Genomic DNA, 16,342 nt, shown 5'->3' on the forward strand with positions numbered 1-16,342 from the left:
CAGAATCCACAATCATTGTGGATTTGTGGTCATCTGTCCCAGCTGCCGAGAGAACCTGGCACTTGGCGTATCCTCAGATGATCGTCATGAGGATCGGTAGGTATCCGGCTTCTTGCAGTTGTTCGGTTGCTTCAATCGCGGGAAAGGCCGCGGGGAAGTACAGTCCGTCAAAGAAGTTACGCTCGAGCGCTTTCGGGGAGAACACAACTTCCGGAGAGTCCTTATATTGGGACAGTTTCGGCCAGAACATCGGCGTACAGCGCGCATAGGAATCGTATCGCGAGCCGAAAATCGTCTTCAGGTGTTCGGCCTCCTTGGCTGCCGTGATGACAAAGATCAAATAGCTGAGAAGTCCTAGCGCAAGAGCGACGGCGGCCGTCGCCAAGAGCGGCGAGGCGGAAGCCGAGGGTCAGAACTCCATCCGCTTCGGGCATTGTCTCGCTGCCGTTGAGCGCGGCCTGGGCCATGGACCGGACATTCGAAGCGCTCGAATGGTGGCTCGGCTTTACAGACCTCTGAAGATTTTGGGGTGCGCCGGGCGACAGATCATTGCGCTCCGAGCCGGCGGGCCGTCAGCCGCAAAGCGCCACGGCCGCGCATTTGCACCCAACCCAGGCTCGGGTGCTCCGCCTACCAACTTTGAGGTATCGCGACTGGGCGGAAGGTCGATTGCGCCTGCGGGGCGTCCGCGGGATAATGATGGCTCCGAGCGGGGGCTGACCACCGGGCTGGGCACCGGCTCTGGATCATATGACGTTTACTGACCGGGCGGGCAGGAACTGCTTGAGTAAGATCCGGCTGCCGCAAGGCGGCCGGTTCTTTTTGGGGCGTCCGGAAACTTGGATTGGTCGCTACGGCTTTCGGCTAGGCCGGCAAAAGCCGAAAGAGCTATCTGTCCGCCGGCGCGTTTTGTCCTATCTTAGGGCACCCGATTCCGCATCGGGTAGTGGTCGCGCTGGCTCCCCGGCCCAGCCTACGCCCCGCTAGCTGGCGCGGCCGCTGGGTTGCGGGAGAGTAAGCGAACTCGGTGCCGCGGCAGAGGCGGCAAGGCGGCTCTGCATGGTGTCTGGTCGACGCACCTTGACGGCGCTCTGCGAAAGCCGACGAGATCGTATGAAGGAGGCCCCCCCATGAAACCTACTCGTTACTGCCTGGCGCCCGGCGCGTTGGTCCTCTTGCTTGCCGGGGTGTCCGACGCGTCGACCGCGGAACAGCCGATTGCCTGCAAGAAGGTGCCGTCGGTGGTGCGGGACGTGTTCCACAAGGATTTTCCCGACGCCAAGATCAAGGGCTGCGCCCAGGAGGTCGAGAACGGAGAGCTGGTCTTCGAGATCACAAGCGTCGAGGGCACGATGACGCGCGATGTGCTTTACCATCGCGACGGGAAGGTCATCGTCGTCGAGGAATCAATTCCGATGGAAGCGGTGCCTCAGCCGGTGCGTGCGGCCGTCGATACGAAATTCGCAGGCGGAAAGATCAAGCTTGCGGAGAAACTGATGCGCGATGGCAAGGTGAGCTACGAGTTCCAGATACGCTACAAGGGCAAGAACGTTCAGCCCGTTTTCGATCCGGACGGAAATGAAGTGAAGGGCTGATGGGCGAAGCCCTTGCGCTGAAGGGTCGTTGACGTAGCGTTCTCTTCAATCAGCTTGAGGGAAGGAACAGTCGGGCGCACGCAGGAAGACAAAGACAGCTGTCGAGAAGCGGCGGATATCCGGACCATCGGAGCCTACCTGCCGAACTCCATATGTCCGCCGAAATCCAGCGTGGCGCGCACACTGAAGGTGTGCGTTCTCTCGTCTTCGGCATTCTCTGCGAAGGTGTAGGCGGCGGCGAGGTTCCATTTCGCCCCGTCGAACGGCGTGTCTTCTCCGGACCCATAAATCATTTCGAAATCCGCCAGGTGCTCGCGGGTATCTGGACCGTCGGCGACGAAGTTCCTCTGCTGCGTGTAGGTGGCTACATAGGTCAAAGGCTCCACGTCCAGCGCGACAGAGCCGGTGAGAAGCAGGGCGTCGTCCGGACCGCTGTCGAAATGCTTGAGGTAGGCCGATTCGCCGAGAATCCTCAGTTTCTTCCCGTTGAGGTCGAAACTCCCAGTGGCGGCAGCAAGGTAGGTCAATTCGTTGCCAGGCACCGGCTGCGGTTCCTCTTCTTCCTCCTCGCCCGTTTCGGGGGACAGCCCGGCCTTCTGGTACCGAATGCCAAGGCGATAGCCGAATTCACCGTCCTTATAGCAATCGCCCTTTTCCGCCCCTTTGCAGCCATCAAGGGTAACTGAGAATGAGGATAAACCAGTGGTGTTGCCGGCGCCGCCATCCGCCAGAGTGGCCCGTCCGCGGTTGGCAAAGAGCGACTCGCTGAGGATCGTACGGTCAGTTGTGAACGCCGTCGCGGCCAGGGCATGGTTCAGCCCAAAACCCTCGAAGCCAACGACAGCTTCGCCCCCCAGACGTTCGTCAGCGTCGAAGGCCGATGCCAAGTCCGTGGAGCTTACCCCCGGTAGGGCTTCGCTGGCGAGGCTGAATACCGTGTCGAACTTTCCGACCCTCACAGTGAACGGGTCGGCTTTAGCGACAGCGTAGAGTTCGCCGACATATGTGCCGATCCCCTGAAAGGCTGCATTCTCGCCGGGTTCCGGGTCGACCACAGGCTCGGTAATGATGGCACTCACGAACCGAAGGTAATCCGTCGGCGCATAGAAAAGATCGACCTCGAAAGTCGGTTGCAACACGTTGGATTTCAGGAAAGATGGATCTGCGCCAAAGATCCAGTCGTTCTGCAGCTCCGCGGTAGCCTCGTACCCCGCGCAGGGCGCGGCGCATTTTTCGGCTAGAGCCGGTATCGTCTCTTCGGCCAGAGCCCGTTTCTGATTCTGGGCCAGCAGCGAAGCCGAGGAAGACAGCAGCCCGATGCCGGCGAGAACTAAAGTAAGAATGCGAATCGCCAAGCCCCCTAGGAAATGCACCACGCGCCGATGTTATCCGAGGATTCCGCTGTGGCAAGTGGGGCAGTTCGTCATTTTGTCCCTCGCAAACGCGACATATCTCCAGGGCGCCCCTTCGCCATCCGGGCGATCCTCGGTTCGCCGTGCTCGAATCAGTATCCGCATGGCAGTTCATGCCGCCGAAAAGGGATACAGAAGAACACCAAATCACGATCCGCGGCCGTTCGGATGAACATCCGGAACGGCATTCGGAGCTCCGTACGCACTGAACCGGTCAAACGACGATTGGCGCCCGCTGGTTGTTCTGCGCGCATTCCCCTTAGACGGGCAGGAGGCGCTTCACGCGACTTCGCCGTTCACGCCGCGGGAGCGTTGAACTACGCCAACAATCGCCAACAAAATGACCGACCCCACCAAGCCAGCAATAGCCGGATCGGCCATGTCACCCACATCGATGACGTCGAGCCTATCAAAGGCTAGTCCGCCAATTAGCCCGCCTGCCAGGCCGACCAAAATATTGCCAGTCAAACCCAGCCCCTTCATGATTTGCCCGGCCAGCCCACCAATTATGGCACCAGTAATCAGGCAAATAACGGAATCTATGCTGAGAAGGAATTCCATGGGTTGCTCCTATATTCAGGGAATAGCCGATCGCCGCTGACGCGTAGACAGGTTGCGCTCACCTGCGTGAGCCGATTTCTTCGCCGCGATCTTGCACACCAGTCCCGCTATGAGCAGCGGCTTATCCATCGGCGTTGGTTCCCCGGCGCCAGCGTTTGCTTCTGCGCGACAGCAAAGATACCGCGATCAGCCCGAGCGGCATACCTATGGCAACTGGCAGTACGCCGCCGGGATTGGTATTGGCAAACGGCCTTACCGTCAGGTGGATGCCCGGGCTGGAAACAGGCTGGCTTGTGGCCTCCGGACCTTTGGGTTTGGGGATGATCGTCAGGTACACTATGTATTCGCCTGCCAGAATCGCCTCGACGGCCCAGGACTGTTCGACCGACTCACCCGGCGCCAGCAACTCTACCTGTTGCGTCCGCTGTGGCGACCAGTCCTCCGGATCCACCGGGTCTCCCTTGCCGACCAGGACAATGTTCATCGCCATGTTCAACGGGGGAGACTTCTCCGCACCGTGATTGGTCGCGACTGTCTTGAATTCGATCTGGTCGCCCGCATTGACAGTCTTGTAGCCCAAGTCGACGGTTATCCGCAGGTCTTGATCAATGTCTGTGGCAGGTGCTGTCTGTGCAGCCATCGCCAGCGGCAGCGCAAGGAGAAGCGCCGCGCCAGTGCTTGTTAGCGAGCTCGCAGCACGCTTGCTCTTGCGCGAGGTTAAGGGCGGCATCCCGCCCTCAAGATTAAGACGCGGTGCGGCATACAGGAAAAGCAGTCCAAGAACAATGACGGAGGAGACCGTGGCGGCCACAAGGTAATCCGACATTTCTGCCAAAGTCCGATTATTCACCAGAAACTTCTCAATGAACCCGCTGGTGCCTTGTATCGGGTTCAATTTCTGAACAAAGTAACCCCAGTCGCCCTTATGGGCGCCGCCCGGAAATTGCGTCGGGATGAGGAAGATGACATAGACGAGCAGGCACACCAGGAGGCTCACCTTGTTTGACTTTGACCAGATGCTCGTCAGCATACCAAACGCGGTGAACGCGGCTGCCAGTACCGTCCCCAACAGGGCGCCAACGACGACCCCCTGACCGAAAGTCTCGTGTCCCCGGGACAGTACGGCCATATAGGGAATCGAAAGGAGCAGCGCCACGGGCCAGGGTGACAGCGCAGCCAGGAACTTGCCGAGAACGATCTGTCGGCGGCTTGCCGGCGTTAGCAACAACGCTTCGAGGGTTACACGGTCGCGCTCGCCGCTGATGCTGTCTGCGCCAAGGATCAAGCCAATGAGCAATCCAAATGAAAGGCTGCCCACCAAGGTCAAGAATACCATCTCGGCCGGAGGAATCAGACTCAACTCACTTTCGACTTCATTCAGGACGCTTGTGATTGACATCAGAAGACTGAAGATAATGAGAAGGACAAACACTCGCCCTCCCATCCATAGGTCGGTGAATTCCTGCTTCAGCACCAGCCACCACACTGGCGACGCCGGCCCGACTTGCCCGATCGCTGCGCCTGAGAATTGCTCACGCTTTGGTTGCTCATTTGATTTCCTCTGCAGGGCGCCAAATCCGCCAGTTCATGCCTGCTCTTCCTCCCTCCAGGCTAAGACGTGGGGCGGCATATAGAAGAAGGACGCCAAGAAGCAAGGCAATGAATATTATTGGAGCAGCCAGGTAAAACCACACTTCGCCTAGAGGTTGACTTTCCACAAGCGTCCTTTTCAAGAATTGACGCGAGGCCTCCAGCGGGTTCGTTGTCGCGACAAGGACACCGAGCGGAGTGACCTGGAATTCGGAGGGAAGTTGAGCCGGAACGAGTGCAAAAACATAGGCCAGCAGACTCACAGCCAAGCTGATCCTGCTCGAGCTTGACCACATGCTGAGCAGCATCCCAAAGCCCGTGAAGGCGACTGCCAGAAGGCTGCCCACAATCGCACCCCAGAACAGAGCCTGCCCCAAGACCGGTTCACTTCGAGACAGGACGGCAATGTAGGGGATGGAGAGGAGAAGGGTCACGGGCCAGAGTGACAGCGCAGCCAGGAACTTCCCGAGGATGATGTGCTGGCGACTTGCCGGTGTGAGGAGGAGCGCTTCCAGGGTTGCGCGTTCGCGCTCGCCGGTGATGCTCTCAGCGGAGATGATGAGACCATTGAACAGGCCAAACGTGATGGCCGCCGTAAGCGCCACCAGGACCGTTTCGCTCAACGGTAGCAGTTGCACTTCATTGTTGGTTGCCACGAGAAGCGCCGTGATCGACATCAGGACACTAAACAGGATGAGCAGGTTGAGCACGCGCTGCCCAAGCCATAACTCGATCAATTCCTGTTTGAGAACCAGCCACCAAACGGACGGTGCCGCAGCTGATGGTTCTGTCTCGCCGCCTTTTGATTGTCGTCGGTCGCTCATTCGATTGCTCCTTCGGTCAACTGAAGGAAGACATCTTGTAACCGGCCGCCTTCGACCTCGAAGCCAAGGATAGGAATTTCGGCACGAATGAGAGCCTCCAGGACCCTGTTCTTGCCGAGATGATCTGCTGACGAGGTTCCGTTGCCCGGGCCCGCCAATGCTATCGCCAGCGAGCCGGCCATCTTGTCTGTAGGGATTACCCGCTTGACGTTGGGCAGCGTGTCCAGGACTTGCTGGGCTTGCGCAACCGACCCCGGCGGCACACGCACCCGGAGCTGGATCGTGTCGCGCCCGACTGCATTCTGCTGGGTTCGTCCGGTGACTTCTGCGACGGTCCCATTGGCAACGATCTGCCCCGCGTTCATGATGATCACGTCGTCACAGATGCCTTCGATCTCCGACAAAAGGTGGCTGCACACCACGACGCCCGCGTTGCGCTCACGCGCAATCTGGAGAATGATGCTAAGCAGCTCCTGCTGTCCTCGAGGGTCTAGTCCCAAGGTGGGTTCATCCAGAAAGACAACCTTTGGGTCATTGACGAGCGCTCGTGCGATCCCCAGCCTTTGCCGCATGCCGCGGCTAAAGGTGCCGATTGCGGCGTCCGCCCTGTTCTGTAGTCCCATGTCTCTCAGGTACGCCAGACCGATCCTGCGCGCCTCAGCCGCGGATCGCCCATAAAGCTGACCAAAGTACGTCAAGTACTCGACAGCAGTAACGCCCTTGGGAAACCCCAACCCTTCCGGCAGAACGCCAATAGTCCGGCGGATCTTCTCCGGATACCTGGAACTGATGCCGTCCACAGAGAAGTCGCCCGACGAAGGTGTTAGAATCGTCGTCAGGATACGGATTGTTGTCGTTTTTCCCGCACCGTTGGGGCCAAGAAAACCCAGAACTCGCCCGGCCTGCAGGGAGAACGACAGTCCGCGGAGCGCCTTTCGAGAACCGTAGGACTTACACAGATCTTGTGCTATCAGTACCGGCGGTGGGACTCTCGCGGCTTCACTCTGAACGTTCATTGGGGGCCCTTTCCCCTTTTTATATTGGATTTGTTTCTACTCCGCCGGCAATGTCTGCTTATAGACCTCGCTGATTTCGTAGGCATGCTTCTCCAATGCCAATGCCCCGGCGTTCAACTTCGCCAGCGCGTCAGCGTCCAGTTGCACGAAATCAACGAGTTCCAACTCCTCTTTCGCGGCGTCGTCACCCTTCCATCCGACGCGGAAGTTGCCGACCCCTGGTGCGTAGTACTTCACTTGGAAGGCGCCTTTTTCGCTCAGACTGCTCTCGTCGATGATCACAACATCCTTATAGCAGGCAACGGGGACGCAGTTCTCCTGGCCGACCTCCTTGACTTTCGCAAAGTCGTTCCACTCGACCGCAGGCCCCCAACCCAGATAGTGGCTGCCCTCTCCAACGGTCGGATTTGCTTTCATGTAGAGACCGGCCTTGGCATCCTCGAATCCATGGATCCACGGTTTCGCGGCGACGAATACTTCGCTCTCGTATTCTTCTGGATACTCACCGAAGAACCAGACGTTCCCCATCTTGTCCTGCGCGAAGAATGAAATCTCCGACTCCACCAGCTCGTCATCCGCATAGTCGTTCGTATAGACAACGACAGTTCTGACGCCACCAATCTTCTTGGTTAAACCAGTTGTGTGGAGTTCAATGCGATGGGTTTCTTCATCACCCTCGACATCAATCGCTTTTCCTTCCAGAACAAGTTTCTTACCGGGTGTCAAAGGGAGTAACTTGTTGTCAATCTTCGCCAAGTCATCAAAGTTTTTTGGGTCAAAGTCTGCGAATATCGGGTCAGAGGCTTGGCCGTAGCCAATAAGCGGCGACATCACAAAAAGCGCTGCGGCAATAACGCCGCCGAGTTGAACTCGCTTCATTTCCGATGCTCCTATCTTCGCCCCTGTTTTCCTGCCAAGTCGCGTTGAATCTTGGAACTAGCTAGATCTTAGACGCTCGCCGTTCGCGCGACTTGGCGTGCGCATGCGCACGCCAAGTCGCAGGCAAGAAAATCGAGAGAATAGAATAACCCTTTGTGGTTCAATATGTTATACGCAACAAGTACGCCTATTAAACTGCATCTTTGTATCCTAATGGAGGAAGGGCTACGCCAAAGGTCGGCATGGCTTCCGCCGCCGCTGATGCAGTAACCAAAAGCTATCCGAATGGGAGCCTTGAAACCGGCGATCCACTCGCACCAGGCCGAGAAGGGCTGAAGCGTGAGAGGGGGCATCAGCGCGTACAACTGCTGAGGGCACCGTGTCGATAGCGAGAGTCTCCGTGGCAGGCGTGCTTCTCGACTATCGCTCGCAAACGCCGGCTGTTGGCGGCGCGTTTACGCCCGACTGCCGGACCGAAGCAGCTTGCGCCCGGCGCGTCCAGTCATTGCTGGAAACAGACGCACCCATGCAACCGATGCATGTTACGGAGCAATACTCACCCCTGAGTCGCTCTCATTCTGATTTTGCAATGAACGCTACCCCCATTGGTATGCCATTTCTCTACTCCGAAAGTTTGCGACTGTCGAAAATGCGGTAAAAGCGCCTGCAGTATGAAGTAATTATGCGACGCGCTTCCGCATGATACGTTGTTGTACTGTCTCTGATCTGTAGCAGGCGCTTTCGCGCGCTGCCGAACCGCGGGGTGTTGCCGTGCTGCAAACGCTCGTCAAGCTGAGTCTCGAATTTCGGCATCTGGTCCTGGCAGCCGCGGTGCTCTTGCTTGCGGTGGGTGCCGTCCTGCTTCCCAAAGCCAAAATCGATGCTCTTCCCGAGTTCGGGGCGCCGATGGTGGAGGTGCAGACCGAGGCGCTCGGCTTGTCGACAGGCGAAGTGGAAAGCCTGGTGACCATCAATCTCGAGGAGATTCTGACCGCGACGCCCTTCCTCAAATCGATTCATTCCAAGTCGGTACCGGGGATGGCTTCGGTGTTGCTCACCTTCGAGCCCGGCACGGATCCGATGAAGGCCCGGCAAATGGTGCAGGAGCGTCTTACGATGGCTTGGGCGCTGCCCAATGTCTCGAAGCCACCCGCCATGCTGCAGCCGAAGTCGGCGGTAGGCCGGGCCATGATCGTCGGACTGTCGTCGAAGACCGTGCCGCTGATCGACATGTCGGTGCTCGCCCGGTGGACGATGACGCCGAAGCTGCTCAGCGTACCGGGCGTCGCCAACGTCGCGATCTGGGGCCAGCGCGCTCGCCAGCTCCAGGTGCAAATCGAAACTCAACGCCTGGAGTCGGCCGGCATCTCGCTCGAGGAAGCCATAGAGAGCGCCGGGGATTCGCTTTGGGTCTCGCCGCTGACTTATCTCGAAGCGTCAGTACTCGGAAGCGGAGGCTGGATCGACACGCCGAACCAGAGGCTCGGTATCCAGCATGTGCAACCGATCAGCAAGGCCAGCGATCTGACGAAGGTCGCTGTCGCGTCTTCCGCTCTCAAGCTCAGCGACGTCGCCGACGTCGTCGAAGGCCATCCGCCGCTGATCGGCGATGCCATCATCAACGGAGAGCCTGGCCTCATCCTCGTTGTCGAGAAGCTTCCCAACGTCGACGCCAAAGCGGTCGCAGCGGGGGTCGAAGCCGCGCTCGCGGAGTTGGGCCAAGGCATGCCGGGCATCGATATCGACTCCTCCCTCTACCGCGCCTCCGACTACGTAGACAGCGCCTTCGCCAATCTGGCCCGGATGCTGATCGCCGCCGCGGTGTTGCTGTCCGTAGCCGTCTTCCTCTCCTTGACGCCGGTCGGCGCGGCGAGCATCGCCGTCGTCGTGATCGTCCTGTCGTATGTCGCGGCATTTGTGGCGCTCTATCTCGGCAGCCCCACCTTCAACCTGATCCACCTGGCCGGCCTCGCGGCCGCGCTTTCCCTCGTGGTCGACACCGCCGTAGTGGCTGCCGAGGCCATCGGGCGGCGCCTCCGCGCCGGTGGCGGTCGTCCGCTCGCCGCAGCCGTATTCGATGCGATCGGCGAAATCCGCAAGCCGATGATCTATGCATTGGTGATCGGTCTGCTGGCGGTCGCTCCGATTCTCGGACTCGACGGCGAAGCCGCGGCATTCTTCCGCCCGCTCGCCCAGGCCTATGGCCTGACGGTGGCCGCTGCCTCGGTCGTGGTGCTCCTGGGAGCGCCCGCACTCGCGATGGTTTTCCTCCGCTCGGGCAGCGCAACAGGAACCAGGTCCGAACCCATGGTGGCGCGGCTGTTCGGTGCGGCCTACGGCCGGCTGCTGGTGAAGTTCTCGGCAACGGCCCGTCCCGCCTATGCCATCGCCGGTCTCGGTGCGTTGGCGCTACTCGCGGCAACGCCCTTCCTGAAGTGGTCGCCGTCGCCGTCCTTTGACGAAGGCACCGTCCGCGTTTCGTTCGAGGCCGCGCCGGGTGCATCCTTGCCCGCCATGACCCGGACGATGGCGCAGTTGGAATCCGAAGTCCGCGCAATCGGCGGAGTTAGTTCTGTCGCTGGACATCTCGGCAGGGCCATCACGGGCGACCAGGTCACCGGCATCGAATCCGGGCAGCTCTGGGTTGGCCTCGACGAGCAGGTGGACCGGGCCGCCACACTGCCGCGAATCCGCGACGCGATGGCAGGCTTCGCGCACCTCGACGTGAAGGTTGAAGGCTATCTGGCCAGTACGGCTGGGCGGATCTTCGCCGACGCCGGCGAACCAGTGGTGGTCCGCATCGAGGGGGTCGAAACGACTGTGCTTGAAGAGCAGGCAAAGCTCGTTGCGGCGACGATCGCTGCCATTGACGGCGTCAACTCCGTACGTATCGACAAGAACGCTGTTTCGCCCGAAATCGAGGTCAAGGTCGACGTTGCGAAGGCGGCTGCACGTGGACTGAAACCGGGGGACATCCGGCGCGCGGCAGCTACGGTCTTCGCCGGGCTCGAGGTTGGCAATCTCTTCGAGCAGCAAAAGGTCTTCGACGTGGTCGTTTGGGGTGCTCCCACCGCACGCAGCAGCATCACCGACATCGAGAATCTTGTGATCGAAACGCCTGATGGCCCGCATGCACGCCTTGGCGATGTTGCCGAGGTGCGGGTGGTTCCGCAGTTGCGCACCATCGAGCGTGAAGGCGTCACGCGCAGCATTGACGTTCACGCGAGCGTCGCGGGCCGCAGCGTCACGGCGGTGGCGGAAGACGTGGCGGCTGGACTCAAGAAGGTGCAGTTCCCCTTCGAATACCATGCCTATGTTCGAGGCGACTATGCCGAGAGCCGTGCAGCCATGCTGCAGGTGGAGTTCTTTGCAGCGTCGGCGGCGGTCCTGATCTTCTTCCTGCTGCAGGCGGCGCTGCAAAGCTGGCGGCTGGCAACCGGCATGTTCCTTTCACTGATGGCAGTGTCGGGTGGCGTCGCGGTGATCCTCCTGGCGGTGACAGGCACTGTTTCGCTTGGGGCGCTTGCCGGGCTCCTCGCCGTCCTCGGGCTTGCGCTCCGCAACGGTCTGGTTTTGGCCAGCCGCGTCGATCAGACCAGCGAGCAAGAGGGTGGCGGATCCTGGCCGGACCTGGTCACGGCAGCCGCGCGTGAGCGCTTCGCGCCTGTGCTGACGAGCACGCTGATCACCTGCCTCGCCTTCCTTCCCGCGCTTGTCATGGGCAGCGTCACCGGTCTGGAGATCCTGCATCCAATGGCCTGGGTCGTGATCGCAGGCGCAGTCATTTCAGTCCTGATCAATCTGTTCGTCCTGCCGGCCCTGTTGCTCCATTCCGCCACCAGCCCGGTTTCACAACGCCTGGGAGGAGTTGCGCATGCCCCGCAATAAGCTTTTTCTCACGTCATTCGCCGTCGCCGGTGCGGTCTTCGTCGTGGTGGCCATGGCACCCTTTGCGACTGCGGAGTCGCCCGCAAGTGCTCCTGCCCGGCTGGAGGAGGTCGCAGGTTCCCCATTTCCACGGGTGGTTCTGACTGAACAGGCCGCCAAACGGCTGAGCATCCAGACCGAAGCGTTGCGGGAGAAGATGGCGAAGCGGTGGACGATGATGAACGGTGAGGTCGAGATAGCGATCGGCGAGCCGTTGGTGAAGGCATTTACGGAGACGGCTTCAATCGCGCCAGTCGGTGAAAGCGACCAAGCCCTGCAATCGCTGATCAGGGTGCCTTTGAATGCGGCGAGCCAGATGTTGATCGCGGTTGTCGTCGAAGAGGATGAAGAAGGCGAGAGCCGCGAGGATGACGAGTTTGCCGAGTTTTTCGGCGTCGATAACCCGGCCGACGAGGATAAGGACGGTCTGGTTGTCGTGCTGCTGACCGGCGAGGGCCGCTCCGGCAAATATTACAAGGCGCGGCCGGTCGAGGTGAAGGACCGGGACGACGGCCGGTTCTTCGAATTCCTCGAGGCAAGCGGCGGCGCCAAGCCCGGCGATCAGGCGTTGGTGGCCATGAAGGCGCCGGAGAGCGACAGGATGGCGAAGGTCGTGCCCTACTCGTCGGTCATCTACGACGAGCATGGAGACAGCTGGCTCTACTCCAATCCGGAGCCGCTCGTCTTCGTTCGCCAGAAGGTGGCTGTCGAGCGTGTCCTCGGCGACATTGCGGTTCTGTCGGACGGACCAGCGCGCGGTACGATGGTTGTGTCGGTCGGGGCGGTCGAGCTCATGGGGGTCGAACTGAAGGTTGGTGGGCACTGAGCGGGCGTGAAACATTCCGGCCGCTTGCGAACGCTGAGTTAGCCGGCGTCCAATCATCGAACAAAAGGATAGGCCCATGTTCCGCTGGATCATCGGCACGAACCTGAAATACCGGTTTCTCGTTCTGGCCGCGGCAGCGCTGATGGTGCTGCTGGGCTTGGACGTCTTCCGCAAGATGCCCGTGGATGTCTTCCCCGAATTCGCCCCGCCGCTGGTTGAGATTCAAACCGAGGGTATCGGCATGTCGACCGCCGAGGTCGAGGAGCTGATCACCATTCCTCTCGAGGATGCACTGCGCGGCACGCCGGAACTCGACGTCATCCGCTCGAAAAGCGTGATGTCGCTGTCCTCGATCGTCATGATCTTCAAGCGGGGAACCGATATCATGCACGCCCGGCAGCTCGTCCAGGAGCGCGTGCAACTTGCGTCGGCCAGACTGCCGTTCGGCTCGAGCCCGCCCGTCATGCTGCAGCCCTTGTCCTCGACCAGCCGCACCATGAAGATCGGCCTCTCGTCGAAGGAGCTCACTCCGCTCGACCTTTCGATGACCGCCTACTGGAAGATCCGCTTCCGCCTGCTGCGCGTGCCCGGCGTCGCCAACGTGGCGATGTGGGGCGAAAAGCTCAAACAGCTGCAGATCCAGGTCGATCCCGCACGCATGCTGAAACACGGCGTGACGCTGAACGAGGTCATGGAGGCTTCGGCCGATGCGCTGGACTTCGGCCTCCTGCCGATGGCGAACTCAGCCAAGAGCCAGACCGTAGGCTTCATCGACACCGCCAACCAGCGGCTTTATATCGGGGCTGATATTGCGGCCGCCGTGAAGTTGGACGACGTCAAGAGAATTCCGATTGAGTCAAAGGCCGGCGGGCAGCGGGTACTGGCGGACGTTGCCGATGTCATCTGGGACGAACCGCTGCCGATCGGCGACGCTGTTATCAATGACGGTCCCGGCATGATGCTGATCGTCGAGAAGTTCCCGTGGGCGAACACACTGGAGGTCACGCGCGGCGTCGAGGCCGCCTTCGCCGAAATGGGGGATGGCCTCAAGGGCATCGATGTCGACCTGCAGATATTCCGCCCGGCGACGTTCATCGAGCTCTCGGTCCATAATCTGACAATGGCCTTGCTGGTGGGAGCAATCCTGGTGGTCTGCGTTCTCGGCGCCTTCCTGTTCGAGTGGCGGGTGGCGCTCATCAGCCTGCTGGCAATTCCGCTGTCGCTGGTCGCCGCGGGACTTGTTCTCTACTGGCTCGGAACGACTATCAACACGATGGTGCTGGCCGGCTTTGTCGTGGCGGTGGGATCGGTGGTGGACGACGCTATCATCGACGTCGAAAACATCACGCGGCGATTGCGCGAGAATCGCCGAAGCAGCGCCGGCGAATCGGTGGCATCGGTCATCCTGGAAGCATCGCTCGAGATCCGCAGCCCGATCGTCGCCGCGACCCTCATTATCGTCATCTCGGTTGTTCCTGTGTTCTTCATGGGCGGCCTGTCGGGCACCTTCTTCGTGCCGCTGGCGACGTCCTATTCCATCGCGCTCCTCGCTTCCATGGCTGTGGCGCTGACGGTGACGCCGGCATTCTGCCTTATCCTTCTTCAAGGAGCGCCGATCGAGCGCGTCTCGCCGCTGGTCGGGTGGTTGCAGCGCGGCTATGCCGCCATGCTGTCGCGGATCATCGCGGCTCCTCGCGCGATCTTTGCGAGCACCGCGTTGGTCGTGGTCGCGGGGTTAGCCGTTTGGCCGCTGCTCGGGACCTCGCTGCTGCCGTCCTTCAAGGAGCGCGACTTCCTCATGCACTGGGTGACGCCACCCGGGACATCGCATGCTGAGATGTACCGGATGACGGTAGCTGCCAGCAAAGAACTGAGATCCATTCCCGGGTGCGCAACTTCGGCGCTCACATCGGCCGGGCGCTTGTGGCCGACGAGGTCGTGGGCATCGACTTCACGGAGAACTGGATCAGCGTTGATCCGAAGGTCGACTACGACAAGACCCTGAAAACCATACAGGACACGGTCGGCGGCTATCCCGGCATCTATCGCGATGTCCAGACCTATCTCCGAGAACGCGTGAAGGAAGTGCTCACCGGCTCGGGCGAGTCGATAGTGGTTCGGATTTTCGGGCCCGACACGGCGGTGCTGCGCGAGCAGGCAGTGAGGGTCCGCGACGCCCTGACCGGCATCGAGGGCCTGGTCGACCTGCACGAGGAGTTGCAGAAGAAGGTGCCGCAAATTCAGGTCACCGTGGATATCGCCAAGGCGGCTGCCAGGGGTCTCAAGCCCGGGGACGTTCGCCGCGCCGCTGCGGTGATCTTCGCCGGTCACGAGGTGAGCGACGTCCATCGCATCGGAAAGGTGTATGACGTCATGGTTTGGTCGACGCCCAAATCGCGGCGCGGCCTTGACGACGTGCAGAACCTTCTCCTTGATACGCCCGACGGCGGTCAGGTCTTGCTCGGCGACATTGCCGAAGTCAAGATTGCTCCGGTGGCCAGCACCATCAAGCGCGAGAACGCCTCGCGCCGCCATGACGTGCATGCCAATGTGCGCGACCGCGACCTGGGCTCGGTCGTCCGCGAGGTGGAGGAGCGACTGGCCAAGATCGACTTTCCACTCGGCTATCATGCCCAACTGCTGGGCGAGGCTGCGGAACGCAATGCGGCGCAAAGCCGGCTCCTCTATGCCTCGATCGTCGCCGCAGTCATAATCTTCATGCTGCTGCAGGCCTCCCTGAGAAGCTGGAGGCTCGCTGCCCTGGTGTTCCTGTCACTGCCGGCCGCCCTGGTCGGCGGGGTCATCGCGGCCTATCTGGGCGACAGCATCATCTCGCTAGGCGGCCTCGTGGGGTTCCTGACGGTATTGGGCATCGCGGCCCGCAACGGCGTACTCCTGATCCACCATTTCCTGCATCTGGAGCGCGAAGAGGGCGAGCCCTTCGGACCGGAGCTTGTCCTGCGCGGCGCGCGCGAACGCCTTTCGCCCATTCTCATGACGACGCTGGCAACCGGCCTCGCGCTCGTTCCCCTGGTCATTACAGGCAACATTCCAGGCCAGGAAATCGAACATCCGATGGCCATCATCATTCTGGGCGGGCTGATCACGTCAACGCTTCTCAACCTCTTCGTCGTGCCCGCCATCTATCTCAGACTCGGTTCGTCGCAGGCGCGATCGCCGGTGCGGACCACAGGTCTCGGCCTGGAACCCTCTCCCCTTTGGATGCAGCGCAATCTCGACATGGGCCCAAATCACCTATCTTCGGACGATGCAGGCCTGCTATCCCCATCTCAAGGACAGCGGAGAGGGCCGCGTTATCAACTTCGCCTCACTGGCCGGTATCACCGGGTTGCTGCCCTATGGTCCCTACGGCGAAGGAGGCCGTGCGGGCGCTGACGCGGACCGCCGCGCGGGAGTGGGGCGCCGACAAGATCACCGTGAACAACGTCCTGCCGGTCGCGGACACCTGGGGAGCGGGACCCGACACGCCTCCGGCAACCAATGCGCTCGTGCGGCATGGATCGCCAGAAGAGGACATCGCGCCTGTCGTCCTGTTCCTCGCGAGCAAGGATGCGCAGTTCCTGACTGGCTATAGCCTCACCCCGGTGGCGGCACGATTATAGACAGCGCGCGCTAGGAGGCCGAGCGCAGGGCGACTGACCACATCGCTACCAACGATTGCACCAATTCACGAGCGAAATGGAAGAGAAGC

11 protein-coding genes and 2 pseudogenes are annotated in these 16,342 nt (G+C 60.7%); 6 read left to right on the forward strand and 7 right to left on the reverse strand.

All coding sequences use genetic code 11. From position 1 onward, the window contains the following. Positions 1-73: 73 nt before the first annotated feature. Positions 74-340, reverse strand: a complete 267-nt coding sequence (locus tag ACFOJ9_RS15745) for a hypothetical protein (RefSeq protein ID WP_378979683.1) — start codon at positions 338-340, stop codon at positions 74-76. A 790-nt stretch (positions 341-1,130) separates the two neighbouring features. On the opposite strand from ACFOJ9_RS15745, the gene ACFOJ9_RS15750 reads away from it, so the two are divergent. Beyond that, positions 1,131-1,595: a hypothetical protein gene (locus ACFOJ9_RS15750; RefSeq protein ID WP_378979685.1), complete on the forward strand. Its 465-nt coding sequence runs from the start codon at positions 1,131-1,133 to the stop codon at positions 1,593-1,595. Positions 1,596-1,729: 134 nt separating this feature from the next. On the opposite strand, the gene ACFOJ9_RS15755 is transcribed toward ACFOJ9_RS15750, so the two are convergent. The 6 genes from ACFOJ9_RS15755 to ACFOJ9_RS15780 all read right to left on the reverse strand — a co-directional run bounded on the left by ACFOJ9_RS15755 (position 1,730) and on the right by ACFOJ9_RS15780 (position 7,877). Beyond that, positions 1,730-2,950, reverse strand: a complete 1,221-nt coding sequence (locus ACFOJ9_RS15755; RefSeq protein WP_378979687.1) for a hypothetical protein — start codon at positions 2,948-2,950, stop codon at positions 1,730-1,732. A gap of 336 nt (positions 2,951-3,286) precedes the next feature. After that, positions 3,287-3,568 (reverse strand): GlsB/YeaQ/YmgE family stress response membrane protein, encoded by a 282-nt coding sequence (locus tag ACFOJ9_RS15760; RefSeq protein ID WP_378979689.1) that lies wholly within the window; start codon positions 3,566-3,568, stop codon positions 3,287-3,289. Positions 3,569-3,689: 121 nt separating this feature from the next. Then, entirely contained in the window at positions 3,690-5,054 is a 1,365-nt protein-coding gene (locus tag ACFOJ9_RS15765) for an ABC transporter permease subunit (protein WP_378979691.1), read from the reverse strand. Positions 5,055-5,115: 61 nt separating this feature from the next. Next, entirely contained in the window at positions 5,116-5,982 is an 867-nt protein-coding gene (locus ACFOJ9_RS15770) for an ABC transporter permease (protein ID WP_378979693.1), read from the reverse strand. After that, positions 5,979-6,998, reverse strand: coding sequence for an ABC transporter ATP-binding protein (locus tag ACFOJ9_RS15775; RefSeq protein WP_378979695.1), 1,020 nt, complete (start codon positions 6,996-6,998; stop codon positions 5,979-5,981). Before ACFOJ9_RS15775 ends, ACFOJ9_RS15770 begins: the two co-directional genes overlap by 4 nt. Before the next feature lie 36 nt (positions 6,999-7,034). Further along, the gene (locus tag ACFOJ9_RS15780; protein ID WP_378979697.1) at positions 7,035-7,877 is read right to left on the reverse strand and encodes a hypothetical protein; all 843 of its coding nucleotides are present in this window, start codon (positions 7,875-7,877) and stop codon (positions 7,035-7,037) included. Between the two features lie 771 nt (positions 7,878-8,648). On the opposite strand from ACFOJ9_RS15780, the gene ACFOJ9_RS15785 reads away from it, so the two are divergent. The 5 genes and pseudogenes from ACFOJ9_RS15785 to ACFOJ9_RS15805 form a co-directional block, all read left to right on the forward strand. After that, positions 8,649-11,765, forward strand: coding sequence for an efflux RND transporter permease subunit (locus ACFOJ9_RS15785; protein ID WP_378979699.1), 3,117 nt, complete (start codon positions 8,649-8,651; stop codon positions 11,763-11,765). After that, complete coding sequence (locus ACFOJ9_RS15790; RefSeq protein WP_378979701.1) at positions 11,752-12,630, forward strand: hypothetical protein; 879 nt, start codon at positions 11,752-11,754, stop codon at positions 12,628-12,630. The genes ACFOJ9_RS15785 and ACFOJ9_RS15790 overlap by 14 nt, the downstream gene beginning before the upstream one ends. A gap of 76 nt (positions 12,631-12,706) precedes the next feature. Next, positions 12,707-14,635, forward strand: coding sequence for an efflux RND transporter permease subunit (locus ACFOJ9_RS15795; protein ID WP_378979703.1), 1,929 nt, complete (start codon positions 12,707-12,709; stop codon positions 14,633-14,635). Beyond that, positions 14,569-15,720, forward strand: a pseudogene (locus ACFOJ9_RS15800) (efflux RND transporter permease subunit); the annotation flags it as partial. The gene ACFOJ9_RS15795 and the pseudogene ACFOJ9_RS15800, both read left to right, overlap by 67 nt. 132 nt (positions 15,721-15,852) lie before the next feature. Beyond that, positions 15,853-16,267: pseudogene (locus ACFOJ9_RS15805) on the forward strand (SDR family NAD(P)-dependent oxidoreductase); the annotation flags it as partial. Positions 16,268-16,342: the final 75 nt, after the last annotated feature.

The sequence above is a fragment of the Mesorhizobium cantuariense genome (assembly GCF_042647205.1).
Lineage (GTDB): Bacteria > Pseudomonadota > Alphaproteobacteria > Rhizobiales > Rhizobiaceae > Mesorhizobium > Mesorhizobium cantuariense.

Excerpts from the sequence above, each read along its gene's own strand:
- ACFOJ9_RS15795 (WP_378979703.1), top strand. The coding sequence starts at position 12,707 with ATGTTCCGCTGGATCATCGGCACGAACCTGAAATACCGGTTTCTCGTT.
- ACFOJ9_RS15750 (WP_378979685.1), top strand. The coding sequence starts at position 1,131 with ATGAAACCTACTCGTTACTGCCTGGCGCCCGGCGCGTTGGTCCTCTTG.
- ACFOJ9_RS15770 (WP_378979693.1), bottom strand. The coding sequence starts at position 5,982 with ATGAGCGACCGACGACAATCAAAAGGCGGCGAGACAGAACCATCAGCT.
- ACFOJ9_RS15760 (WP_378979689.1), bottom strand. The coding sequence starts at position 3,568 with ATGGAATTCCTTCTCAGCATAGATTCCGTTATTTGCCTGATTACTGGT.
- ACFOJ9_RS15775 (WP_378979695.1), bottom strand. The coding sequence starts at position 6,998 with ATGAACGTTCAGAGTGAAGCCGCGAGAGTCCCACCGCCGGTACTGATA.
- ACFOJ9_RS15790 (WP_378979701.1), top strand. The coding sequence starts at position 11,752 with ATGCCCCGCAATAAGCTTTTTCTCACGTCATTCGCCGTCGCCGGTGCG.
- ACFOJ9_RS15780 (WP_378979697.1), bottom strand. The coding sequence starts at position 7,877 with ATGAAGCGAGTTCAACTCGGCGGCGTTATTGCCGCAGCGCTTTTTGTG.